Raw genomic sequence first — 23,972 nt, 5'->3', positions numbered from 1 at the left:
CGTTCCTCCGGTTCAGACGGTCGCGAGCGGCCGCGCGCGGCGCGCGAAGTCCATGACGTACTTGCCATAGCCGGAGCTGCCGATCCGCTCGCCCAGCGCGTAGCACCGGTCGGCGTCGATGAAGCCCATGCGCAGCGCGATCTCTTCGAGGCAGGCGATCTGCACGCCCTGGCGCGCCTCCATCGTCTGCACGTACTGGCCGGCGTCGAGCAGCGACTTGTGCGTGCCGGTGTCCAGCCAGGCGAAGCCTCGGCCGAGGTCGACGCAGGTGGCGCGGCCGCGGTCGAGGTAGACGTTGTTGAGGTCGGAGATCTCCAGCTCGCCGCGCGCCGACGGCTTGAGTCCCTTGGCGATCTCGACGACGTCGTTGTCGTAGAAGTACAGGCCGGTCAGCGCCCGGTTCGACTTCGGGTGGGCCGGCTTCTCCTCGATGGAGATCAGGTTGCCGTCGGCGTCGACCTCGCCGATGCCGTGGCGGTGCGGGTCGGAGACCTCGTAGCCGAACAGGACGCAGCCCTTGAGGTCGTGGGTCGCGGCGCGCAGGACGTCCGAGAACCCCTGCCCGTGGAAGATGTTGTCGCCGAGGATGAGCGCCGAGTTGTCGTCGCCGACGTGCTCCTCGCCGATGATGAAGGCCTCCGCCAGGCCGTTCGGGTGGGCCTGTTCGGCGTAGTCCAGCCGCAGGCCGAGCTCGGACCCGTCGCCGAGGAGCCGCTTGAACGCGGGCAGGTCGTGCGGGGTCGAGATGAGCAGGATCTCGGTGATGCCGGCGAGCATCAGCACCGAGAGCGGGTAGTAGATCATCGGCTTGTTGTAGACCGGGACGAGCTGCTTGGAGACGCCGAGCGTGACCGGGTGCAGCCGGGAGCCGCTGCCGCCGGCCAGGATGATGCCTTTCATGGGGCCCCACGTTCTCGGTCGGGAAGGATGGCGTGGGCCCGACCCTAAGCGCGGGAGTAGTAGGAGAATCTCCAGTCCTGGTCCGGGGTTCCGGATCAGCGTGGTGCCTTCTGCCGGGTCTCGGTCGTCGGCACGTACGCGGGCAGGTCCGCGGCGATCCGGAACCCGCCGTCCGGCGTCGGCCCCGCCTGCAGGGTGCCGCCGACCAGCTCGACGCGGTGGTGCAGGCTCGACAGGCCGAGCCCGGACCCGCTGCCGGCCAGCACCGCGTCCGGTTTGCGCCGCGGCGGGGTGTTGACGACGTGGACGCCGACGCCGTCGGGCCGGTACCGCAGCGCGACGCGGATCTCCGCGCCCGCCGCGTGCTTGCGCGCGTTGGTCAGTGCTTCCTGGACGATCCGGTGGACCGTGCGCGCGATCGTCGGCGACATCTGGGAGCGTTCGCCCTCGACGTCCAGCTCCACCGGGATCCCGGCCGCGACCGATTCGGCGACGAGCGTGGCCGGGTCCGGCGGCGGTGGCGGCTCCTTCGAGCCGCCGGCCGAGCCGTGCCGCGGGCTCGGGCCCGCCATCCGCTCGGACAGGTCCGCCGTGCTCGTGTTCAGCACGCCGACCAGGTCGCGCAGTTCGTCGAGCGCCATCGCGCCGCGGGCGCGGATCTCCTCGGCGGCCTTGCGGACCTCGGGCTCGGTCGAGCTGATCCCGAGCGCGCCGGCGTGCAGGACCATCAGGCTGAGCCCGTGGGTGAGCACGTCGTGCATCTCCGCGGCGAGGCGGCGGCGTTCCTCGGCTCTGGCCTGCTCGGCCATCAGGTGCTGCTCGCGTTCGGCCCGCTCGGCGCGGTCGCGCAGCTCCTGCAGCAGTTGCTTGCGCGCGTCCAGGTACAGCACGACCGCCGCGGGGCCGATCGTGCTGAGCAGGCCGACCGGGGTGATGGTCCAGCTCGGCGCCCACGGCTCGCTGCCGACGATCGCGAGCGCACCGATGAGCGGGAACGCGACCCGCGGGCTCTCGAGGCGGACCAGGAAGATCACGATGACCGACGTGACGCGCGGCAGGATCAGCGGGCTGGCCGGGTCCACCGGCGAGAGCAGGCCGGGGGCGAGCCCGTCGGCCAGCACCGTCGCGAACGCCACGGCCAGCGCGATCCCGGCGACCGTCTTGGGGAACCGCCGCACCCCGAGCACCGAGACGTCGACCAGCAGCTGCAGGACGAGGTCGGCGCGCGGGCCCGCCCAGCCGGTCGTCGGCTGGCTGTTCACGCAGATCACCACGTCGAGCAGGCCGAAGATCACCGCCAGGCTGACCAGGGTGGCCAGTTCGTGCTTGGTCCCGAAGCGGGCCCTCAACGCGGCCCGAGTACCTGGAGTGACGTCCGACACGGGCTCCACGGTAGCTCCCGGGCCTGGTTCCCGGTGGCCGGTCGGGGGTTCCCGGCCAGGACTAGCGACGAAAGTTGCCCGCCGGTCTCCGCGCCGACAACTTTCGTTGGTCCGCCTTCACCCCGACGGGCTACCCGCAACAAGGCGCACCTCAAGTCTTGGTTAAATGTCCAGATTTCCGCCCGGGGGAATGCTACAAGTGTGTCACCCGTCCGGGTGGTGGGCGTCGCTGACAACTCCCGTCGTGCCTGGTACGGTCACCTGTTAGTGGAGGAAGTGACGCACATCGGGCACCGGCGGTAGTTGCCACGCCGGCGGTGCCGAAAGTGTTCGGACGGTCAGATCCTTCGGCGGCTCTGGGGGCTGCGCGAAAGGCTCGGTTTCGCCGGGCTTGCAGGAAAGGTCGATGGCGGCATGTCGGATTCCACTCCGCATCCGGTTCGCACCGGATATTCGGACGCGCTGTCCCGGTGGGCGGCGCTGGCCTGGACCGAGTCCGCGCAGGCCGTGCTGGTCGACGGGCCTCCCGGCGGCGGTGCGCAGGCCCTGCCCGCGGGCTTCGAGACGTCCCCGGTGGGGCGGACTGCGAATTTTCTTCGCCTTTCTGGCGGTACCGGCCCCGAACCTTCGGAGTTCGGCTCACTCGGCGCGCTCTTCGCGGGCCAGGCCGATCCGGCGGGCGCCATTCGGCGCACGCTGGAACTGCCGGCCGGCGACGGTTCCGCGTTGTACCGGAAATTCCGCACGCTGCGTTCTCTGGTGCTTTCCGGGCCATTCCGGAAAAAGAATCTCGTAATCGTCGTCGAAGAGGCGCAATGGTGCGATGAATCGTCGCTGCGGTTCTTCGACTTCCTGCTGCGGTGCGGGCGCGGAGAACGTTTTCTCCTCGTGCTGTGCCGCCGCCCCGGCGAGCCCGGCGGCGGTACCTGGGCGCTCGGGCAGATCGGCGCGCAGGACCGGTGCCACCGCTGGGAAGTGGCCGCGCCCAACCCGGTCGGTGCGCTCGCCGGCCTGTCCGCGCAAGCACGGACGGTGGCCACCGCGGTCGCGGTCCTCGACGGGGCGGACGTGACGCGGGTGGCGGCTTTGTGCGGGCTGCCCGCGCGGCCCGTCCGCGTCGCGCTCGACGGAATGCACCGGGCGAATCTGTTCGCCGGAAGCGTGCTCGATCGTGCGGTCCGATCCCGCCTGCTCGCGGAAACGCCGGCCGAAGAACTGGCTCACCTGCATTTGCGCGCGGCCCGCGTCCTCAACGACGACGCGCGGCCCGCCGCCGAAGTGGCCCCGCACCTCGGCGCCCTGCCGCGCCTGGACGAGCGCTGGATGCTCGACCTGGCACTGGAAGCGGCGGCGGCCGCGGAAAGCCGCGGCGACCCGGAGACCGCGGTGGCCCACCTGTCCCGGGCGGCGGCCGCCGAGCCGGAGCGCTTGGACGTCCGGCTGGCGCTGGCGGCGGCCCGCCTCACCCTGGACCCGGCCGCGGCCATGGCCGAACTGCGCACGGCCGCGGTCCACGCCCAGGACCCACGCGACCACTGCGCGGTGGCGGCGCTCTTCGCCCTCGCGGCCACCGCGGCCGACGGGCCTGCCGCGGGTGCCGAGCCTGCCGGGGCTTCTGTGGTCGCCGGGACCGCCGGGGCCACCTCGGGCACTCGGGCAACCGTGGGCACTCGGGCAACCGTGGGCACTCGGGCCGCCGGGGCTGCTGCGGGCGCCGAGCCTGCCGCACGCACTCGGGCCACCGCGGCCACCGCGGCCACCGCGACCACCGCGGCCACTCTGGCCACCGGGGCGACCTCGGCCGCCGGGGGCCGGGCCTCGCTCGGGGATCTCGTCGAGCAGCTGGCCGAGCGGCTCGGTGCCGGTTCGCCCGCCGTGCCGGTTGCTGCTCTTGCCGCCGCGGCCACCACCCGTGAGGCGGCTCGTGGGCTGCTGCGGGAACGGGCCGTCACCGCCACTCGGACCGCGACCGCCCGGCAGGCCGACGCGCGGGACCTCGCCGACCGGGCCGTCGGCCTCGCGCTGGCCGGCCGCGGGGCCGAAGTCGCCGCGGCCTGCGCGCGGGCCGTCGTGCGGCTGCCCTCCGCGGTCGCCTCCTGCGACGACCTGCTCGCCACCGCGCGGACTCTCCGGCTGGTCGACGACCAGCCCAACGCGCTGCGGGCGTTCGACCGCGCGGTCGCCGAAGCCGTGGTGCGCGGGGACCGGGCTGCGCTGGGCCGGGCGCTCGCCGCCCGCTACGGCGCGCTGCGTGAGAGCGGCGATCGCGACGGTGCACTCGCCGACGTGCGGGTCGCGGTGCTGGCGGGCACGGGACAGCGCCCGGGGCTGATGGTGCGGACCGCGCTGTCGACCGCGCTGCGGGACGACGGGCAACAGGCGGCCGCCGAAGAGACCTTGCGCGCGGTGCGCCCGGGCGAGCTGGCGGACGCCCCCGAGGACCGTCACCTCTGGCTCCTCTCGCTGGCGCGCCTGCGGGCCGCGCGGTCCGATGTGGACGGTGCGCTCGAGCTGCTGCTCGAATCCGGTCGCCGTCAGGAGGAAACCGGCATCGGCAACCCGGTGTTCGCGCCGTGGTGGTTCGTCGCCACCCTGCTGTGCGCCGGCTCCGGCCGTCCCGCGGACGCCGCCGGGTACGCCGCGCGCGGGCAGGAGCTCGCCGGGTGCTGGCCGACCGGGACCGCCCGCGGGCTGGCGCTCGTCGCCCGGGGCGTCGCGGCGTCGGGAACGCGGGCGGTGGAGCTGCTGGCCGAGGCGGGCCGGGTGCTGGCGACCTCGCCGTGGCGGGTCGAGTACGCCCGGGCGGAGTACCTGCTGGGCAAGGCGTTGACCCGCGTCGGCGACCGCAAGGCCGCGCGGCCGCACCTGCGCCAGGCCGCGATGCTCTCGGCCTGCTCGGGGTGGCGCTCGATCGGCGGGCTGGCCCGGGAACTGCTGGAAGAGTCCGGTGGCCGGTTGCGCAAGCCGCGGGCCGACGTGCTGACCCTGCGCGAGCGCGAGGTGGCCGAGCTGGTCGCCGGCGGCGCGAGCAACCGCGACGTCGCGGGCAGCCTGTTCGTCTCGCCGCGGACCGTCGAGCTGCACCTGACCAACGTCTACCGGAAACTGGCCGTGGAGAGCCGGACCGAGCTTGCCGCGGCGCTGCGGGGGAGCGCGCCGTCCTCGGGAACCGGGGCACCTAAGAGGACGCATGGGCTCGCGGGGTAATGACCAGGGACTGACCACGACGGCGCCGGGACGGCGGCTGGCCGAACGGGACGCGGAGACCGCGTTGCTCGCCGGGCTGCTCGACGGCGTCGCCACCGGACGGCCGGCGGTCGCCACCGTCACCGGCGCGCCCGGCTCGGGCCGCAGCGCCCTGCTGGCGTCCGTCGCGGCCGAAGCCCGGCGGGCGGGGCTGTGCGTGGCCCACGTGCCGTGCTGCCCGTCCGACGCGTCCCGGCCCTTCGCCGTGCTGCAGCAGATCTTCACCAGCCTCGGCGTCGCGCTCCCGCCGGCCGCGACCGGGCAGCGGGAGCCGGACGACCGCGCGTTCGGCGAGCTGACCCGTGACCTCTTCGCCGCGCTCGGCGGGCGGCCGGCGGTCCTCGTCGTCGACGACCTCCACTGGGCCGACCTCGTTTCGCGGGCCTGGCTGCGCACGCTTTCCGGGCCGCGGCCCGGAGTTCCGGTGCTGCTGGTGGTCAGCCAGGCGAGCGGGCTGGACACGTGGCGTCCACTGAGGACCGCGCACGGCATCCGGCTGCGCCCGCTCGGCGACGCGGCGGTGGCCGACGTCGTCCGCGAGCGGCTCGGCGCGGGCGCCGACGAACGGCTGATCGAGCACGCCGTGCGGGGCAGCGGCGGGAACCCGGCCGTGCTCGCCCAGGCCGTGCAACGGCTGCGCCTCGAGCCCGCCGCCGCGGCGGACCGGGCGGTACTGTTCACCCGGATCGCCGGCGAACGCCTGCTGCGCCTGATCGACGGCCTGCCCGCCGACCTCACCGTCGTGCTGCGCGCCGTTTCGGTGTGCCAGGACGACTTCGGCCCGGCGCTGCTGGCCGAGCTGGCCGGCTGCGGCCCGCAGCGGCTGGCCGGGGAGCTCGCCCGGCTGCGGGAGCTCGGCCTGGTCGCCGAAACCGGCCGGCTGTCCGAACAGGACATCGGACAGCGGGTGCTCGGCCGGATGGGCGAGGCCGAGCGCGACGCGTTCTTCGCGCGGGCGGCCAAGCTGGGCTACGACCACGGCGTCGCGAACGCGGCCGTCGCGGCGATCCTGCGCCGGACCCGCGCGGTCGGCGAGGCCTGGGTCGTGGAAGTGCTGCGCGCGGCCGCCCGGCTGGCCCAGGCCGCCGGGGACGACGAGCAGGGGACGGCGTTGCTCAAGCGGGCGCTGCAGGAGCCGCTCGCCCCGGCGCGCCGCGCGGCCGTGCTGATCGACCTCGGCGCGGGCGAGCTGCTGGTCGACTCCGACGCCGGGGACCGCCACCTCGCCCAGGTGCTGTCCGAACTGGACGGTCCGGACCTGGCCGGTCACCGCCTGCTGGCCGCGGACCTGCTCGTCGCGCGGGGCGGGCTGCCCGCGCGGACGCTGGTGGCCGCGTTCCGCCGCCCCGACGTCTCCCCGGCCGAGCGCGACGCCCTGCTCGGGCTGTACTGGCTGGCCGACGGCGACCCGCACGACCGGTCCGAGGTCGGCGGCTACGGCATGCCGCCGCTGCCCGAGCGGCCGACGGACCCGGCGCAGGCGGCCGTGGCCGCGCTCCTGCTCGCCCGGCGCGGCCGGCGGCCCGCCCGGGTGCGCGGGCTCGCGCGCGCCGCGCTGGCGCTGCCGGTGGCCGAGGTGAGCTCGCTGACCGTGCGGGCCGCGGCCGTGCGCGCGCTGTCCCTCACCGGGGACCTCGCGGAAGCCGACGCGCACGGCGCCGATGTGCTCGCGCACGCGCGTCGCCGGGGAACCCGCACCCTGGTCGCCCGCGCGCTGGCCGAGCGCGCCGAACGGCACCTCGCGGCGGGCCGGCTCGACGAGGCCGCGGCCGACCTGGCCGGTGCGCGCGAGCTGGTGCCGCCGCGGCACTGGCACTCGATGCTGTGCGCCCGGGTGGTCGCGACCGAGGCGCTGGTGCACCTCGAAGACGGGCGCGCCGACCTCGCCCGGGCGACGCTCGAGCGGGACCACGCCGAACCGGGGCCCGGGCTCGGCGGCGCGTTCCTGGTGTACGCCAAGGGAGCCGTGCTGCTCGCCGAGGGCCGGCCCGACGAGGCGCTGGCGCACCTGCGCGAGTGCGGCCGGCGGCTTTCCGCGCGGGGCTGGGAAAACCCGGAGCTGCTGCCGTGGCGGTCCGCCGTGGCGAAGTGCCTGGTCGCCCGCGGTGACCGGGAAGACGCCCGTCGCGCGCTGTCCGAAGAGCTCGCCGCGGCGAACGCGTGGGGGACGCGGGCCGCGGTCGGCGGCGCGCACCTGGCGGCCGCGCTGGCCCTCGGCCCGGCCGACCCCGACACCGTCACGCACCGGGAACAGGCGGTCTTGGTGTTGCGGGACAGCGAAAGCACCTTGCGCTACGCGACGGCCTTGGTGGAGGCCGGCGCCCTCGAGGAAGCGAACGCGCTGGCGGTCGAGCACCACTGGCGGTCCGTCCTCGGGCGGCTGCACGAGCTGACCGGCCGGCCCGTCGAAGGGGCGCACGGGCTTTCCGAGGCCCAGCGCCGGGTCGCGAAGCTGGCGGCCGGGGGCACGTCCAACGCCGGGATCGCGGAGACGCTCGCGGTGACCCGGCGGACGGTCGAGCTGCACCTGACCAACGTCTACCGCAAGCTGGGCATCGAAGGCCGCCGGCAGCTCGCCGAGGCCCTGGCTTCCGCCGAGCCGGAGGTCTAGCCGTGGCGCTGCCGGAACGCACGACCGAACTGGGCCAGCTCCGCGGCGCGATCGCGGCGGCCGGCGGCGGAACGGGCTCGGTGACGGTGGTCACCGGGCCGCTCGGCGTGGGGAAAACCGCACTGCTCAAGGAAGTCCTGCGGTTCGGCGAGACCGACCTGGCCGGGACCAGGCTGCTCACGGCGGCGGCGAGCCGGACCGAACAGGACTTCGACTTCGGCGTGGCCTGCCAGCTGCTCGAGCCGCTGGTCGCCGGGGCGGGCGAACGGGACGCGGAGCAGTGGTTCGCCGGGTCCGCGGCGGCGGCGCGGTGGCTGTTCCCGGGCGCGCCGGGCTGGCCGGGCTGGCCGTCGGGCGACCACGCCGAAGTGCTCACCGAACACGGCCTGCTCGGGCTGCTCACCCGGATCAGCGCCGACCGGCCGCTCGCCGTGCTGGTCGACGACCTGCAGGTCAGCGACCCGCAGTCGCTGGCGTGGCTGCGGCGGTGCGCACGCCAGATCCACGACCTGCCGTGCGCGCTCGTCGTCGCGGTCCGCGAGGGCGACACGGGATCCGACCGGCCCGCGATCCGCGAGCTGTGGGAGCTGGCGAAGACCCGGATCCGGCCGGGGAGGCTGACCGAAGCGGGGGTCGGGGCCGTGCTGCGCGCGGGCTACCATGGCCTCGCCGACCCGCGGTTCATCGCCGCCTGCTTCGCGGCCAGTGCCGGAAACCCGTTGTACCTCACCGAAGCCGTCCGGGACGACCACGCGCACCGCACCGGGCCGTCGGTGCTGAAGGAACGGCTCTCCGCCCAGCTCGCCGTGCTGCCGCCGCAGGTGAGCGACTGCGCCAAGGCGATCGCGGTGCTCGGCGAGCACGCCGAGCCGTGGCTCGTCGAGCACCTCACCGGCGCCGACTCGGTGGCCGTCGCGGAAGCCCTGCGGGTCCTGGGCCGGCTCGGCGTCCTCGCCGCGCCGGCCCCGCCGCGGTTCGCCGCGCCCGTGGTGCGGACCGCGATCGAGGCGTCGATGACTGCGCAGGAGGAGCAGCGGCTGCGGGTGCGCGCGGCGAACGTCTTCCACGAGGCCGGGTTCGCCGCCGAGACGGTCGCGGCCCAGCTGCTCGAGGTGCCCGCGCCGTCGCCGTCGCCGTGGATGGCCGAGGAACTGCGCGTGGCCGCCGACGCGGCGACGCGGCGCGGCGAGCCCGAGACGGCCGCCCGCTACCTGCGGCGCGCGTTGCTCGACCTGCCGCCCGACGGCCCGGAGCGGGGCTGGCGGCTGGTGGACCTGGCGCTCACCGAGGCCGCGTTCGACCTCCCCGCCGCGATCCGGCACCTGACGCAGGCGATCGGGCTGCTGCCGACGCCCCGCGAGCGGGCCGAGGCGGTCACGCTGCTGCCGCTCTCGGCGTTCGTCAGCCCGGAAGCCGCCGTCCTCGTCGGCCGGATCAGCCAGGCGGACGCCTGCGCGCAGGCCGGGCTCCGCCTGGAGGCCCGGATCCGGCTGACCCGCTGCGAAGACCCCGTGCTGCTCGCGAACGCCGTCGACCGCCTGCGCGAGCTGGGCCCGGAGCCGCCCGTCGGCACCCTCGCCGAACGCGAACTGCTGGCGGTGCTGCTCTACGCGGCCACGCTGAGCGCCGGTGTGCCCGCGACGACCGTGGCGGAGCTGACCGACCGGCTGCTGCGCTGCGCCCCCGCGTCGTCCTCGGAAATGGCGGGCACCGCGCCGCTGCTGATCCTCTGCGCGCTCGCCGCGGGCGCCGTCGGCCAGACGTCGTCCTGGCTGGAGAGCGCGGCCGGCGAGGCGAACCGGGGCGGACCGGTGCGGTCGGCGTCGCTGATCGGGGCGCGTGCGGCCGTGCTGGCCCAGACCGGCCAGCTCACCCGCGCCCGGTCGACGGCCTGGGAAGCCTGCGAGCTCCTCGGCGGGGACCTGGGGCAGGCGTCCGAGCCGCTGGTGATGAGCCTGACGTCGGTCGCGATGATCACCCGGGACGAGCGGCTGGCGACGAAGCTGGTCGAGCACCACGACGAACCGGCGCTGGCGCGGTCCGGCCTGCGCGTCCGGGCGGCGCTGCTGATGCTGCGCGGAGTGGTGGCGGCGGTCGAGGACCCCCGCGGCGCGCTGGCCCGGTTCCTCGACTGCGGCGCGGCCCTGCACCGCGCGGGCTGGCGGAACCCGGTGCTGTTCCCGTGGCGCACGTGGAGCGCGTGGCTGCAGGAGCGGCTCGGCGACCGCGTCTCGGCCCGCGAGCTGATCGACGACGAAGTCCGGTACGCGCGCCAGTGGGGCGCGTCGGTCGCTCTCGGCCGGGCGTTGCGGATCAAGGCGTCCCTGTGCACGGGCGCCGAAGCCGACCGCGTGGTGGCGGAGTCGATCGGGCTCTCGCAGGCGTCGGAGGACCGCCTGGAGCGGGTGCGCGCGCTGCTGGCGGAGGGCGCCCTGCTGCAGCGCGGCGGCGGCGAACCCGAGGCGGGGGACCGGTTCCGCGAGGCCTACCGCCTCGCCGAGGGCTGCGGCGCACCCTGGCTCACCGGCCGCACGTCGGACGAGACGACCGGACCGGCCGCCGGGCCATCGGTCGCCCTCAGCGAGGCGGAGGGCCGGGTGGTCGGCCTGGCCCTCAACGGCCTGACGAACGGCGAGATCGCGGCGGAGATCGGCGTGACCCGCCGGGCGGTCGAGAAGCACCTGACGAACTGCTACCGGAAGCTGGGCATTTCGGGCCGGGCGGAGCTGGCCGAGGTGTTCGGCGCCTGGGGCTTCGGGTAGGGGGTTCCGGGCAGACGAGCCCCGGCCGGGCTTCGGCGCCTGGGGCTTCGGTTAACCCGACAACCCGGCTTCGTGGGCCAGCAGGCCGGCCTGGGTGCGGTTGGCGCAGCCCAGCTTGGTCAGCATCCGCGAGACGTAGCTCTTCACCGTGGCCTCCGACAGGTGCAGCTTGGCCGCGATCGCCGCGTTCGACATGCCCTCGCCGAGGCAGACCAGCATGTCCAGCTCGCGGTCGGTGAGGTCGGCCGTGCGCTCGCGGGCCTCCTGGGAGCGCTCGTGCTCCCCGGCGGACGCGCTGACCATGCGCCGCGCGGCTTCCTTCGACAGCACCGTGTGCCCGTCCGCGGCGACCCGGACCAGCCCGATCAGGTCCTCCGGCGGTGTCGACTTCAGCAGGAACCCGGACGCTCCGGCACGCAGTGCCTTGAGGACGTAACTGTCCGTGTCGAACGTGGTGAGCGCGACCAAGGCGGGCGGGCTGGGCAGCTTCACGATCCGCTCGATCGCGGTGAGCCCGTCGACGCCGGGCATCCGCAGGTCCATCAGCATGACGTCGGGCCGGAAGCGCCCGGCCGCCTCGACCGCCTCGGCGCCGTCCTGCGCCTGCCCGACGATGTCGATGTCCGCCGCGGAGTTCATCACGGTCCGCAGGTGCGCGAGCACCATCGGCTCGTCGTCGACGATCACCAGGCGGATCGTCTTCTCGGCGTTCGCTTCGGGAGCCACCCCCGAAGTATCGCATCACCGCGCGGGGTGATCCCGGTCATGCCCTGTCACAGGCGGCCGGCACCCGGTGTCTTGAGGCCGACCCACGAAGGAGACCCCATGAACACCGCACTTTGGATCGCCGCCGGGCTGCTCGCCGCCGTCGCCCTGGCCGGGGGTGTCAGCAAGGCGTTCGTACCGCGGGCGAAGCTCGCCACCACGCACGGCGGCGCCTGGACCGGGGATCGCGGCGACGGCTTCGTCAAGACGCTCGGGGTGCTCGAGCTGCTGGCCGCCGCCGGCCTGGTCCTGCCCGCGCTCGTCGGCGTCGCGCCGGTGCTCGTGCCGGTGACGGCCGGCTGCTGGGTGCTGCTCATGATCGGCGCCGCGCGCACCCACCTCCGGTACGGCGAGGCGAAGCTCGTGGTGCTGAACTTGACCTACCTCGCCCTCGCGGTCTTCCTCGCGTGGGGCCGGCTCGCGGCGTGACCACGGAGGAGACCTTGAGCGACCACGCGACCGACGCCTTCGTCGCGCACCGCAACCTGCTCTTCACCGTCGCCTACGAGATGCTCGGCTCGGCCGCCGACGCCGAGGACGTCCTGCAGGAGACCTGGCTGCGCTGGGCGGACGTCGACCTCGCCCAGGTGCGGGACACGCGCGCGTACCTGGTCCGGATCACGACGCGGCAGGCCCTCAACCGGCTGCGGACGATGAAGCGCCGCAAGGAGGCCTACGTCGGCCCGTGGCTGCCCGAGCCGCTGCTCACCGCGCCGGACGTCGCCGAGAACGTCGAACTCGCCGAGAGCGTGTCGATGGCGCTGATGCTCGTCCTCGAAACGCTCTCGCCGACCGAACGCGCCGTGTTCGTCCTGCGCGAGGTGTTCGAGTTCGGCTACGACGAGATCGCCGCCGCCGTCGGCAAGACGCCGGCGGCCGTCCGGCAGATCGCGCACCGCGCCAAGAAGCACGTCGACGCCCGGCGCCCGCGCGAGACGGTCTCCGCCCGCGACGCCCGGGCCGCGCTGGAGTCGTTCCAGCGCGCCCTGGACACCCGGGACTTCCAGGGCCTGCTCGACGTCCTCGCGCCGGACGTCGTCCTGCTCAGCGACGGCGGCGGCGTCAAGCAGGCCGCCCTGCGGCCGATCGCGAGCGCGGCGAAGGTGGTCCGGTTCATGACCGGCGGCATCGGCCGCACCGAAGCGAAGCTCACCAGCGCCCTCACGGTGGTCAACGGCAACCCGGGCCTCGCCCTGCACCTGGACGGCGAGCTCGACGGCGTGATGGCCGTCCGGATCGAGGACGGCCGCATCACCGGCCTCTACTACGTGCGCAACCCCGAGAAGCTGACCCGCGTCGCGGCCGAAACCCCGCTCACCCTGCGGTGACTCCCCGCGCGTGATCGCGGACAGGTATGGACTCAGGTACTTGTACGGGTGCGGCGCGGCACTTCGCGGCGCAAGCTGGGACGACCCCCGAAAGACCGCAGGAGGTCGGAACCCCCATGGTGCAAGGCCGGTCGCGCCCCCTCCTCCGGGCCGTCGCCCCAGCGGACACCCCGGAGCCGCGACCGGCCCCCTCGCCGGCGCCTTCGCGGCCGCGCGACCGCTACGCCGACCTCGAAGACCGGCGGCTGGCCGCCATCCTCGCGGCCGAGGACACCGCGGAAGAGCACGGCCTCAGCCCGCACACCCGCAGCACCTGCCACGTCCACCGCTGCTGGGCGCACCAGTGCGTCGGCGACCCGCTGCACGTCCTCGTCGTCACCGGGCACCGGTGGTGCCGCCGCTGCGAGCTGCCGGTCGACGTCGCCGTCGACGAGACGCCGCCCGGCGCGGTGCACCTGTTCTGCCCGCGCTGCGGCCAGGCCGGCTCGGCGGCGAACCGCCAGGTCCACCAGGCCTGCCGCACGAGCCTGGCCGCGATGCACGGCGGCGACGCCCCCACGCTGTACGGCGTCCCCGACGCCTGACCCGCGGGGTTGCTTCCTCCGAGGGGTCCGCATTGACCGTTCGGCGCGGACGTCCTTACGGTTCACGGGTGGGGAAGTCCGGCGCGACGTGCGCGAAGGGGAACCTGCCCGCGGACACCACGAGCTTCGTGGGTCGCAAGGCCGAGGTGGCCGAGGTCAAGCACCTGCTGACGCGGGCGCGGCTGGTCACCTTGACCGGGGTGGGCGGGGTCGGCAAGACCCGGCTGGCGGTCCAGACGGCGGCGGGCCTGGCGCGCGCGTTCCCCGACGGCGTCTGGCTGGTCGAGCTCGACGGGCTCCGTGATCCCGCGCTCGTCGCCCACACCGTGCTCGAAGCACTCGGCGTGCACGACGAAACCGGGCGGAAGCCGGCGGCCGTCCTCGCCGAGCACCTGCGCGAGCGGCGGCTGCTGGTCGTCCTGGACAACTGCGAGCACGTGCTGGACGCCTGCGCGACGCTGGCGCACGACCTGCTGCGCGCCGCGCCGGGCCTGCGGCTGCTCGCGACCAGCCGGGAGCGGCTGGCCCTGGCCGGCGAGCACCTCTGGCCGGTGTCGCCGCTGCCGCTGCCGGAAGCGGGCCGTCCGCTGCCCGGCGGCGCGTGGCTGCGCTACCCGGCCCTGACGTTGTTCGCCGAACGCGCGGCCGCGGTCGACCCCGGCTTCGCCGTCACCGCGGAGAACCAGGAGCAGGTGGCGCAGGTGTGCCGCCTGCTGGCCGGCATCCCGCTGGCGATCGAGCTCGCGGCCGTCCGGCTGCGGGTGCTGACGCTGGCGGAGCTGGAATCCGGGCTGGGCGACTGCTTCCGGCTGCCCGGGACGGTGAAGCGCGGCGGCGAACCGCGGCACCAGACGCTGCTGGCGGCCGTCGACTGGAGCTTCGCGCTCTGCAGCCCCGCCGAACGGCGCGTCTGGGCGCGGGTGTCGGTGTTCGCCGGCGGCTTCGACCTGGCGGCGGCCGAACGCGTCTGCGCGGGGGAGGACGTCCGGGACGTGCTCGCCGGGCTGGTGGAGAAGTCGGTGCTGATCCGGGAGGCCGGGCGGTTCCGGTTGCTGGAGCCGCTGCGGCAGTTCGGCCGGGACAAGCTGGCGGAATCCGGCGAAGCGGCGGCGGTCCTGAGGTCCATGCGCGACCACTACCTCGCCCTGGCCGTGCGCAGCGAACGGGCGTGGTTCGGGCCGGAGCAGGCGGAGATCTTCCGGCGCACCCGCGTCGAACACGCGAACCTGCGGGCCGCGATGGACTACAGCCTGACGGAGCCGGGCGAGCTCGAGACGGGCCTCCGGCTCGCGGCGACGCTCGGGTACTACTGGGCGGGCTGCGGCGTGTTCGGCGAGGGCAGGCACTGGCTCGACCGGGCGCTCGCGCTCGCCCGCGAACCGGGCACGGCGCGCGCGAAAGCGTTGTGGGTCAACGGGTACGTCGCGACGCTGCAGGGCGACAACGCGGCCGCCGTCACGATGCTGGAGGAGTGCCGGGAGTACGCGCTGCGGGCCGGCGACGAGGTGGCGATGGCGTACGCGACGCACCGGCTCGGCTGCAACCTGCTGGTGGGCGACGACGTCGGCGACGCGAAAGCGCTCTTCGAAGAGGCGCAGAAGCGCTACCGGCGGCTCGGCGAGCTGAACAGCAACGTGATGCTGGCCGGCATCGAGCTGGCGATCGCGTCGATCTTCCTCGGCGACCTCGACCGGGCCGGGCAACTGTGCGAAGAAGCGTGCGGGATCGGCGTCGCGTACGGCGAGCAGTGGGCGCACGCGTACGCGATCTACGTCCAGGCCCTGGTGGCGCTGGGCCGCGGCGACTTCGCCCGGGCGGCCGAGCACGGGCGGACGTGCCTGCGCGTCAAGCGGGAGTTCCACGACCTGCTGGGAATCGTGCTGGCGATCGAGGTCCTGGCGTGGAACGAAGCGGCCCGCGGCCGGTGGGAGCCGGCGGCGACGATGCTCGGCTCGGCGCAGCAGATCTGGCAGGCGGTCGGCTTCCCGATGTTCGGCTCCCGCTACTTCGGCGCCCCGCACGGGGAGTGCGAGGCGCGGACCCGCCGGGCACTCGGCGACGGCCCGTTCGACGCGGCCTTCCGCCGCGGCCGCGAGTTCGGGCTGGAGGAAGCGATTTCCTACGCCCTGGGCGACGTGGCCCCCTCCCCGGAGCCCGGCCCGGCGCGGGCGACGCCGTTGACGGACCGGGAGCGCGAAGTGGCCCTGCTGATCGCCGACGGCCGGTCCAACCAGGAGATCGCGGACAAGCTGGTCATCTCCCGCCGCACCGCGGAAGGCCACGTGAACCGCATCCTGCGCAAGCTGGACTTCGACTCGCGCAGCCAGATCGCCGCCTGGGCGGCGCAGGTCTCACGCCTTTAGACCTGGTCTCAAAACTCGGCGGGTCGCCGGGTGACCCAACGGCCCGCCCCTGGCTTCGCACCGCCCGCCTGTGGGCCCGGCCTGACGGACCGGAGGTCCGTCAGGAAGACTGGGGGCCAGTGCCCGCCCTCTCGACCTGGAGCTTTTGATGCCGCAAGGAACCGTCCGTTGGTTCGACGCCGAACGTGGTTTCGGCTTCCTCGCGCCCGAGGACGGCTCGCCGGACGTGTTCGTGCACGCCTCCGAGATCGTCGGGGACGGCGGCTCGAAACTGCTCCGCGAGGGTCAGGCCGTCGTGTTCGAGGTCGGCGAGAACGACCGCGGGCCCCAGGCGCTGCGCGTTCGCGTCACCGCCGATGCGGCCACCGGCAGCGCCGTGGGCCTGCTCGGCACCATCAACTGGTACGAGCCGGGCAAGGGGTACGGCTTCGCGTCGCCGGACGGCGGCGGCGCCGACATCTTCGTGCACAGTTCCGCCATCGTGACCGGCGGCGTGGTCACCGAGGGGCAGCGGGTGGCCTTCCTGATCGTCGAAGGCGAGCGCGGCCCGCAGGCCGGGCACGTGATCCCGCTGGGAGCAGGGGCCGGCTCGCCCGCTGCGGCCGGTATCGCGGACGGTGCCGACGGCACGGTGGCCTGGTACGACGAGGACAAGGGCTTCGGCTTCATCAACCCCGACTCCGGCGCCGGGGACGTCTTCGTGCACGCCCGGGCCCTGGCCGAGGGGCTGACGTGGCTCGCGGAGGGCGACCGCGTCGCCTACGAGGTGGCCAGTGGGGACAAGGGCCCGCAGGCCCGCGACGTGCACCTGGTCCGGGGCGCCGAGCCCCAGGCGGCGCCGCAGCGGCCGGCACCTGCCGCGGCCGCAGGGCCGGCGGCGCGGGACGTGCCCGTACGAGGCGGCGAGGGCGTCGTCGCGCGCTACGACGCCGACCGCGGCTTCGGCTTCATCACCCCGGACGCAGGCGGCGACGATCTCTTCGCCCACGCGTCCGTGATCATGGGGTCGGAGCCGCTGCAGAAGGGTGACCGGGTCCGGTACGCGGTGCGTCAGAGCGACCGGGGCCCGCAGGCCGACCGCGTCGAACGCCTCTGAAGAGGCGGCCCCACCGATGGCTGATCACTTCCCGACGGGAGTGCTCGATCGTCCCCGTCGGTCCGGGGCCGCCCACGCAGTGACACACCCCTGACTTTTGAGGCCAGGTCTCAGCCGAGCCGGTCGTTCCAGTCCGTGAACGCCGCCACGAGGTCGGCCGGGGCGTCGATCTCCTTCAGCCGGCGCTCCTGGTCCTCGATGTAGTACCGGTACAACGGGACCAGCCCGGCGACGAGCTCCGGCCGCACCTCGTCCGCGTCCAGCGGGTGGCCTTCGCGGACCCGCGACGCCAGCCGCACCAACGACGCCGAAGGCGCGTCCGGCCGGGCCAGGTACCACTCGATCGCCTCGTCGTTGTTCGCCGCGCGGCCCGTGGCCGTCGTTCCCGAGTACAGGAACCGCACCGGGAACAGCACCGCCTTCGTGAACCACACCGGGTCCGCGAGCAACCGGCGCGGCTCGTGGAACTCCGCGGTCACCTCCGGCGTCGCCAGGACCGCGATCGCGAACCGCGCGCTCTCCAGCAGCAGCTCCGCGGCTTCCGGGCGGGCGATCTCCGCCAGGACGTCCGAGCCCGCCAGGAGCTTCCCGTGGTCGGCCAGCTGCAGGCGGTCCAGCGCCGGGAACCGGCCGTCTTCCCGGCCTTCGCGAAGGGCCGGCAGCGAGGACCAGAACACGGACAGCTTGCGGTGCAGCGGACTCCGCTCCTGCAGCGCCGCCGTCGTGTCCGCGATCGCCGAGCCGTCCGCGTCGGTCAGCACCAGCGCCAGGTCGATGTCGCTGGCCGCCGGGGCGTAGCCGCCGTAGGACAGGCTGCCCAGCACGTATGCGCCGATCAGCCGCTCTCCCAACGCTTCCCGGTACGCCCCGGCCGCTTCGGCGGCGACCGCCAGGGCGTCGTCCACAGTCGTCACGCGGCCACCGTATCGCGTCGCGCGCACTCCGCGATGCGGTCCGAGACCACGCCGATCACCTGCCACGCCCGGTCCAGCACCGCGACGACGTCGTCGGCCGCCCAGTCAGTGCGCCGCCGCAGCAGCTCGTACCCCATCTCGAGGTGCTCGACGTCGGCTTCGTCGTGCAGTTCGAAGTACTCGTCGTCCGGGAACGCGCGGGTGCCCGCCTGGCTGAACACCAGGCTCCCGGCTTCCAGGGCCAGGTGCGCCAGCACCGCGCGCTGCACGCCCGGCAGGATCGCGAACTGGTCGACGAACCACGACGCGCCCGCTTCGATCACCGGGTCCCACACCAGCTGCCGGTCGTTCGCGCGGCTGCGGGCCAGGATCTTGTCGTGCCCGATCTCCTCTTCCTGGTGCTCCAGGGCGAGGGCGCGCAGCTCCGGGTCGCTCTCGAACGTGACGCGGGCGCTGATCATCCGCTGGAAGGCGTTCGACCACGGCTGCAGGTAGGTGAGCACCGCCTTCTTCGTCTCGTCGGACGTGCTCTCGTCGGTCAGCAGCCGGATCAGCTCCGACGACTCGTACTCCCGTTGCCGCTGCTCGTTGTGGCGGGCGACGCGTTCGACGTCCTGCTGGCTCACGATCGGCTCCTTACCGTGGTGCTGCTGGTGATCATCTTTCCGGGGAAGTCAGGCAAGATCAACAGGGTCGAAGACGGGGAACCGGTAGTAGGTGGTGACGTCGCCGCGGCGGCCCGCGGTGCGGTAGCTGACGAGCTCGAGGATGTGCGTCTCGGCGAGCGGGGCGGGGGCGAGCGCGGCGGTGAGGAGCCGGAACCGCCCCGGGTCGACGCCTTCGCGGTGCAGCAGCGCGGCGGTGCGCTCGACGGCTTCTTCGTCACTGGCAGCGAGATCGGGGAGCCGGAGGTACGTCGTGGACTCGGCGGCGGTGTCCTGCCCGGACCGGAAGGCCAAGCAGCTCAGGGCCGCTTCACCGGCGTCTTCGCGGTCACCGGCGAGGATTTCGTAAGCGGCGTGGGCATCTTCGGCGTCGTGGCGCAGAGCCACCGAGGCGACGCTGTTCACCTCTTCGAGGTCCGCGCCGTGGTTGCGGTAGTAGACCTTCACCCGGGCGTGCGCCTCGTCGGCCAGGTCGACGGCGAAGAATTCGATTTCCCGTTGCCCGTCGACGGTTTCGACTCTTCGGCGCACGTCGTCCCACGCCCCGGCCATGCCGAGCCGGTCCATGGCTTCGGCCACCGCGACCTCGCGTTGGGTGTGCGGCCAGGTGTACAGCCCGAAGTACGTCTTGTGGACGACTCTCGACGGGGGGCGCCAGGCGATCGAGTGCCACAGCGGCGCCGGCGACGGCCGGCCCCCGCGCGGGGTGAACGTCTCGTGCAGCCGTTCCAGTCTGCGGGAACCGCTCTCACCGGGGAAAACCACGTCGTGGCCCAGACTGTCGAACAGGACCCGCAGTTCCGGCTGCCCGCCGGACCAGTTCACCGACATCTCGGCCGGGAACCCGTCGTCCGCCACATAGGACGGCTGCGCCGGTGCGGCCCCGATCCGCTCGCGCGACCACGGTGGCAGGAGCGCGCGCAGCATCCGCGTCGTCCGGACCGACTGGGCCACCGGGATCTCGAGCGCTTCACTCGCGGTAGCCCAAAGCCCGCACAGAAAGTCACCGAAGAGACGACCCTGTGCCGGGTAGTTTTCCCTTGTATATTCAGGAAACTTCGGCACGTGAATCGTCACGTGCGGATGCTATCAGTTGGATGCTTGCTCAACTAAAAAGCAGTACCCGGGTGGTCCAACCAATTAGGCCATGTGGGTTCGCCACTGTCCGGTCCGGACACGGAGGGGCACACCGGGCCGCGCCCCGTCCGATCCGGACACGGAGTGGACAAACCGCAGGTCTCAGACGTGCGCGGGAACGATCGTCATCGCGTGCTTGACCAACCGGATCAGCGCGAGCTTGCTCGAGTCCCTGTCACGCGCGTCACACATGACGATCGGCACGCGATCCGGCACCACGAGGGCCTCGCGGATCTCGTCGGGGGTGTAGCGCGGCGCGTTGTCGAAGCAGTTCACCGCGACGACGAACGGGATCTTGCGGCGCTCGAAGAAGTCGATCGCGGCGAAGCTGGTCTCCAGGCGCCGGGTGTCGACGAGCACGATCGTCCCGATCGCCCCGCGCGCGAGGTCGTCCCACATGAACCAGAAGCGCGCCTGGCCCGGCGTCCCGAACAGGTAGAGCACGTGCCGCGGGGAGATCGTGATGCGGCCGAAGTCGAGCGCGACGGTCGTCGTGGTCTTCCGCTCGACGCCGGAGAGGTCGTCGATCCCGGCGCTCGCTTCGGTGAGCACCTCTTCGGTGGTCAGCGGCGGGATCTCGCTGACCGAACCGACCATGGTGGTCTTCCCGGCGCCGAAGCCGCCCGCGACGATGATCTTGACCGGCGTGGGGACCAGTTCGTCAGTACTTGATGAGGCCATCGAGAACCGCCTGGAGTGTTTCGAGGTCCGGCGACTGCGCCGGGTGGTGGGCAGGGGAGCGCGTGATGACGAGGCCGCGTTCGATCAGGTCGCCGACGAGCACGCGCACGACCCCGAGCGGGATCTTCACGTACACCGCGATCTCCGCGATCGACACGGGGTGCCGGCACAGCTTCACGATCGCCTGGTGCTCCGGGCCCAGCCCGGTCGGCTCTTGCTCCGAGCGCAGCGTCATGACCTGCGTCGACAGGTCGAGCCGCGCCGAGTCGGCCGGCGTGCGGCCGCTGGTGATCGTGTACGGCCGGACCAGGGGCCCGGCGGCCTCGTCGTACCAGCCTTCGTCGCCGCTCACGTGGCCTCCCGCAGGATCTGCGCCGCCTCGCGCGGCGCCGACACCATGTAGTCGCCGACCCGCTTGACCAGGCGGCTCATCTCGTAGGCGATCATCTCGACGTCGACGTTGTCGGCGGCCAGCACCGCGAGGCACGCGCCCTGACCGGCGGCCGAGACGAACAGGTAGCCGCGTTCCATCTCGATCATGTTCTGCAGCACCGGGCCGCGGTTGAACTGCTTGCTCACCCCCTTGGCCAGGCTCTGCAGGCTGGAGGCGATGGCCGACAGCTGGTCGGAGTCGTCCTTGCCCATCCCGGCCGACTTGCCGATCAGCAGCCCGTCGGCGGACAGCACGATGGCGTTCTGCGCGCCGACCACGCGGTTCACCACGTCGTCGAGCAGCCAGTTGAGATCGGGTTTGGGGTTCCCGTACTCGTTCATGCTTCGGAGACCTTGACTTTCCTCTGTGGACTTTCCTGTGTGCTGTCAGAGCTGGGCATCGTCCGACCCGTCCCGGCCCCGGCGGGTGCCCTTGTGGAACGCGGCGAGCGTGCGCGCGGTCCCTTCGCCGGGCGCGACGACGTCGTCGCTGTCGTCGGGTTCGTGCTCGAGCTGGGCGACGAGGTTCTGCTGCGGCTCGCGGCGGGGCAGCCGGGGCCGGTCGTCGGCCGCCGGGGCCTGGGGTTCCGCCGGGGCTTCGGGGGCCGGCGGCTCCGCGGGCGACGGCGCGGCCGGCACGGCGGGCAGCGGGTCGGGCGGGGTGAGCGCGCGGGCCGGGTACGGCCGGGGCTTGACGTCCCGCTTCATCGGGATCTGACCGCTGAACGAGCTGGGCGTGTCCAGCGAACCGAACGAGCTTTCCGCGGCCTGCGGCGCGGGCGCGCCGACCGGGGCGAGGACCGCGGTGGTCTCCGCGGGCGAGGTTTCGGGTTCTCCGGCCGGGGTGCCCTGCTGGCCGGCCAGGTGCTGGGTGGGGATGAGCACGGTGGCGCGGAGGCCGCCGTAGCGGGACGGGTCGAAGGTGACCGTCATGCCGAGCTTCGCCGCCAGGCGCGCGACCACGAACAGGCCCAGGCTGGAGTCCGCGCGCAGCGCCATCGCGTCGAACTCGGGGGCCTCGGCCATCATCGCGTTGGCCCACTCGCGGACGCCGTCCTTCATGCCCAGGCCCTGGTCCGAAACGTCGACGACGACCCCGCGCGCGACGGCGCGGCTGGTCACCTCGACCGGCGACCCGGGCGGCGAGAACGACGTCGCGTTGTCGACCAGCTCGGCGACGAGGTGGATCGTGTCGGCCACCGCGGCGCCGACGATCGCGACGTCCGGCACCTGCTCGACCTGGACCCGGGCGTACTGCTCGGTTTCCGAGACGGCCGCGCGCAGCACCTCCATCAGCGCCACCGGCTTGCGCCAGCGGCGGCCCGGCTGCTTGCCGCCGAGGATGATCAGGTTCTCCGTGGTGCGGCGGGCGCGGGCGGCGAGGTGGTCCAGCTGGAACAGCGAGGCCAGCTGGGTCGAGTTCTCCTCGCGGGCCTCCATCTCGTCGAGGATCTGCAGCTGCTGGTGGACGAGCACCTGGTTGCGGTGCGCGATGCCGAGGAACACGTTGTGCACGCCGCTGCGGGCCTTCGCCTCGCTCGCGGCCGCGTTGACGGCGGTCAGCTGGGCGGTGTTGAAGGCCTCGGCCACCTGGCCGATCTCGTCGCGGCCGTGGTCGAGCTGCGGGAGCTCTTCCTTCAGGTCGACGGGTTCGCCGTTCTTGAGCCGGTCCACGATGTCCGGCAGGCGGTTGCGGGCGAGGTCGAGCGAGTCGTTGCGCAACCGCGCGAGGCGGGTCATCAGGGCGCGGTCGACGAGCGAGCGGGACACCCGCACCGCGACGATGATCGCGGCCAGCGACGCGAGCAGCGCCAGGATGCTGCCGATGATCACGTTGCGCAGCTGGGCGTCGCCGGAGTCGATCGCCGCGGCCGACACTTTGTCTGCCTGGTCGATCGCCATGTCGTTGAGCCGCTGCGCCACCTGGGTCGTCGCGTTCTGCCAGTCCGCTTCGGACACCGGCACGCCGTTCTGCTCGCCCGGGGTCCACGGGCCGTGCTTCACGAGGCCGGTCTCTTCGGCTGCAAGCTGCTTCCAGGCGGCGCTGCCGGTCAGCGCCTCGTACTTGGCGCGCACGCTCGCGTCGAGGAACGGCGCGATCTGCGCGAGCTGGGTCCGGTAGATCCCGGACAGCTGCGCGAACTGCGCGAAGTCGTCGGGCGCGAACGTGCCGGCGGAGAAGGCCGTCGACACCAGCGACGTCTCGCGCGACATCGCGTCACCGGCGCGGAAGACCGACGTCGCGGTGATGCCGCCGGTCGCGGCTTCGGCGTCGGGCACGATGCGGGCCTGGGTGTCGAACAGGTTCGACGCCGTGTCCATCACGCCGTTGTAGTAGCTGTTGACCTGGGCGCGGTCGATGCTGCGGAAGCTGATCTGCGAGCGCAGCACGGGCAGCTGGTCGAACTGGGACTTCAGCGCGTTGACCTTGGCCGCGATCTCGTCCGGGGCGTTGGAGATCGTCGCGGCGAACGCGTCCTTCAGCGCGGAGAGCTTTTCGTCGGTGGCCTTCTGCTGTTGCTGCAGCCGGCCCGGGCCGAGCGCCGGGTCGTCCAGGTACTGCAGGGCGGACTGGCGTTCCTTCTGGAACTCGGCCAGCGCCGTGGCGGCGGGGATCGACACCTCGCGCACGGACGCGGCGACCAGCCGGACGTAAACGCCGTTGAAGAGGAAGTAGGAGGAGACCGCGATCCACAGCACGAGCAGCGTCACGCTGGGAATGAGAACGGTCCTGGTCAGCCTTTTGCGGATCGACTTGTCGTACGGCTTGTCCGACTCGTCCTGGACGTGTTTGTTCTGCACGGCGGTTCACGAACTCCTGAGTGACGGTCGGCGAAAAACGGGGACCCGGACGAGCGAGCGGACACGACGATGGGACACAGCGGCCGCCGTCACCCGTCGTCGCCTCACCCTCCGTGTTGCCGCGGAATCGATCAGGGTCCGTTTTTTACCACGAACCACCCAGGCGCGGTGGTGCTGACCCGGCTCCCGGACGGCTGTCCGGCGAGGTGCGAACGGTGTTTACCCAGTGCGGTGGGATGACTACTCGCATTTCCTCTGGTAACGGGCTCGCGGCGGATTTTCCGGCATTGCACGCTGGGCCGAA

19 protein-coding genes are annotated in these 23,972 nt (G+C 73.4%); 8 read left to right on the top strand and 11 right to left on the bottom strand.

Features of this window, described 5'->3' with window-relative positions:
- Positions 1 to 12: 12 nt before the first annotated feature.
- From rfbA to ACYVLJ_RS27055, 3 genes are all read right to left on the bottom strand, one after another.
- Entirely contained in the window at positions 13 to 900 is an 888-nt protein-coding gene (gene rfbA, locus ACYVLJ_RS27065) for a glucose-1-phosphate thymidylyltransferase RfbA (protein ID WP_451984106.1), read from the bottom strand.
- A 95-nt stretch (positions 901 to 995) separates the two neighbouring features.
- Positions 996 to 2,282 carry a sensor histidine kinase gene (locus tag ACYVLJ_RS27060; RefSeq protein WP_451984104.1) on the bottom strand — a complete coding sequence of 429 codons (1,287 nt, stop codon included), beginning with the start codon at positions 2,280 to 2,282 and terminating at the stop codon, positions 996 to 998.
- 639 nt (positions 2,283 to 2,921) lie between these two features.
- Entirely contained in the window at positions 2,922 to 3,248 is a 327-nt protein-coding gene (locus ACYVLJ_RS27055) for a hypothetical protein (protein WP_460440801.1), read from the bottom strand.
- A 9-nt stretch (positions 3,249 to 3,257) separates the two neighbouring features.
- Between ACYVLJ_RS27055 and ACYVLJ_RS27050 the strand changes: the two genes are divergently transcribed.
- From ACYVLJ_RS27050 to ACYVLJ_RS27040, 3 genes are read left to right on the top strand one after another with little or no spacing between them, the layout of a single operon-like run.
- Positions 3,258 to 5,489, top strand: a complete 2,232-nt coding sequence (locus tag ACYVLJ_RS27050; protein ID WP_460440800.1) for a helix-turn-helix transcriptional regulator — start codon at positions 3,258 to 3,260, stop codon at positions 5,487 to 5,489.
- On the top strand, positions 5,473 to 8,139 hold the full coding sequence (locus tag ACYVLJ_RS27045) for an ATP-binding protein (protein WP_460440799.1): 2,667 nt from the start codon (positions 5,473 to 5,475) through the stop codon (positions 8,137 to 8,139). The genes ACYVLJ_RS27050 and ACYVLJ_RS27045 overlap by 17 nt, the downstream gene beginning before the upstream one ends.
- Before the next feature lie 2 nt (positions 8,140 to 8,141).
- Positions 8,142 to 10,901, top strand: a complete 2,760-nt coding sequence (locus ACYVLJ_RS27040) for an ATP-binding protein (RefSeq protein ID WP_460440798.1) — start codon at positions 8,142 to 8,144, stop codon at positions 10,899 to 10,901.
- A 51-nt stretch (positions 10,902 to 10,952) separates the two neighbouring features.
- On the opposite strand, the gene ACYVLJ_RS27035 is transcribed toward ACYVLJ_RS27040, so the two are convergent.
- A complete protein-coding gene (locus ACYVLJ_RS27035; protein ID WP_451984095.1) occupies positions 10,953 to 11,627 on the bottom strand; it encodes a response regulator in 675 nt (224 codons plus the stop codon).
- Between the two features lie 99 nt (positions 11,628 to 11,726).
- On the opposite strand from ACYVLJ_RS27035, the gene ACYVLJ_RS27030 reads away from it, so the two are divergent.
- From ACYVLJ_RS27030 to ACYVLJ_RS27010, 5 genes are all read left to right on the top strand, one after another.
- Positions 11,727 to 12,095, top strand: coding sequence for a DoxX family protein (locus ACYVLJ_RS27030; protein ID WP_451984093.1), 369 nt, complete (start codon positions 11,727 to 11,729; stop codon positions 12,093 to 12,095).
- A 14-nt stretch (positions 12,096 to 12,109) separates the two neighbouring features.
- Positions 12,110 to 12,994: an RNA polymerase sigma-70 factor gene (locus tag ACYVLJ_RS27025; protein WP_451984091.1), complete on the top strand. Its 885-nt coding sequence runs from the start codon at positions 12,110 to 12,112 to the stop codon at positions 12,992 to 12,994.
- Positions 12,995 to 13,110: 116 nt separating this feature from the next.
- A complete protein-coding gene (locus ACYVLJ_RS27020) occupies positions 13,111 to 13,578 on the top strand; it encodes a hypothetical protein (RefSeq protein ID WP_451984089.1) in 468 nt (155 codons plus the stop codon).
- Positions 13,579 to 13,646: 68 nt separating this feature from the next.
- Positions 13,647 to 15,941, top strand: a complete 2,295-nt coding sequence (locus ACYVLJ_RS27015) for an ATP-binding protein (RefSeq protein ID WP_460440797.1) — start codon at positions 13,647 to 13,649, stop codon at positions 15,939 to 15,941.
- Positions 15,942 to 16,089: 148 nt separating this feature from the next.
- Entirely contained in the window at positions 16,090 to 17,037 is a 948-nt protein-coding gene (locus ACYVLJ_RS27010) for a cold-shock protein (protein ID WP_460440796.1), read from the top strand.
- 110 nt (positions 17,038 to 17,147) lie between these two features.
- On the opposite strand, the gene ACYVLJ_RS27005 is transcribed toward ACYVLJ_RS27010, so the two are convergent.
- The 7 genes from ACYVLJ_RS27005 to ACYVLJ_RS26975 form a co-directional block, all read right to left on the bottom strand.
- On the bottom strand, positions 17,148 to 17,951 hold the full coding sequence (locus tag ACYVLJ_RS27005) for a hypothetical protein (protein ID WP_451984083.1): 804 nt from the start codon (positions 17,949 to 17,951) through the stop codon (positions 17,148 to 17,150).
- The gene (locus tag ACYVLJ_RS27000) at positions 17,948 to 18,577 is read right to left on the bottom strand and encodes a hypothetical protein (RefSeq protein WP_460440795.1); all 630 of its coding nucleotides are present in this window, start codon (positions 18,575 to 18,577) and stop codon (positions 17,948 to 17,950) included. Before ACYVLJ_RS27000 ends, ACYVLJ_RS27005 begins: the two co-directional genes overlap by 4 nt.
- A 48-nt stretch (positions 18,578 to 18,625) precedes the next feature.
- Positions 18,626 to 19,570 carry a hypothetical protein gene (locus tag ACYVLJ_RS26995; protein ID WP_460440794.1) on the bottom strand — a complete coding sequence of 315 codons (945 nt, stop codon included), beginning with the start codon at positions 19,568 to 19,570 and terminating at the stop codon, positions 18,626 to 18,628.
- A 285-nt stretch (positions 19,571 to 19,855) separates the two neighbouring features.
- Positions 19,856 to 20,434 (bottom strand): GTP-binding protein, encoded by a 579-nt coding sequence (locus tag ACYVLJ_RS26990; protein WP_451984077.1) that lies wholly within the window; start codon positions 20,432 to 20,434, stop codon positions 19,856 to 19,858.
- Positions 20,415 to 20,786: a DUF742 domain-containing protein gene (locus ACYVLJ_RS26985; RefSeq protein ID WP_451984075.1), complete on the bottom strand. Its 372-nt coding sequence runs from the start codon at positions 20,784 to 20,786 to the stop codon at positions 20,415 to 20,417. The genes ACYVLJ_RS26990 and ACYVLJ_RS26985 overlap by 20 nt, the downstream gene beginning before the upstream one ends.
- A complete protein-coding gene (locus ACYVLJ_RS26980; protein WP_451984073.1) occupies positions 20,783 to 21,208 on the bottom strand; it encodes a roadblock/LC7 domain-containing protein in 426 nt (141 codons plus the stop codon). The genes ACYVLJ_RS26985 and ACYVLJ_RS26980 overlap by 4 nt, the downstream gene beginning before the upstream one ends.
- Before the next feature lie 45 nt (positions 21,209 to 21,253).
- Positions 21,254 to 23,668, bottom strand: a complete 2,415-nt coding sequence (locus ACYVLJ_RS26975) for a sensor histidine kinase (RefSeq protein WP_451984071.1) — start codon at positions 23,666 to 23,668, stop codon at positions 21,254 to 21,256.
- Positions 23,669 to 23,972: the final 304 nt, after the last annotated feature.

The sequence above is a fragment of the Amycolatopsis stemonae genome (assembly GCF_054781455.1).
The sequence above is the reverse complement of the archived record's forward strand: the minus strand, read 5'-3'. Positions and strand labels throughout refer to the sequence as shown.

Bases quoted from the DNA above. Each gene is read 5' to 3' on its own strand.
- rfbA (WP_451984106.1), bottom strand. From the start codon at position 900: ATGAAAGGCATCATCCTGGCCGGCGGCAGCGGCTCCCGGCTGCACCCG.
- ACYVLJ_RS27045 (WP_460440799.1), top strand. From the start codon at position 5,473: ATGGGCTCGCGGGGTAATGACCAGGGACTGACCACGACGGCGCCGGGA.
- ACYVLJ_RS27030 (WP_451984093.1), top strand. From the start codon at position 11,727: ATGAACACCGCACTTTGGATCGCCGCCGGGCTGCTCGCCGCCGTCGCC.
- ACYVLJ_RS27020 (WP_451984089.1), top strand. From the start codon at position 13,111: ATGGTGCAAGGCCGGTCGCGCCCCCTCCTCCGGGCCGTCGCCCCAGCG.
- ACYVLJ_RS27010 (WP_460440796.1), top strand. From the start codon at position 16,090: ATGCCGCAAGGAACCGTCCGTTGGTTCGACGCCGAACGTGGTTTCGGC.
- ACYVLJ_RS26990 (WP_451984077.1), bottom strand. From the start codon at position 20,434: ATGGCCTCATCAAGTACTGACGAACTGGTCCCCACGCCGGTCAAGATC.
- ACYVLJ_RS26980 (WP_451984073.1), bottom strand. From the start codon at position 21,208: ATGAACGAGTACGGGAACCCCAAACCCGATCTCAACTGGCTGCTCGAC.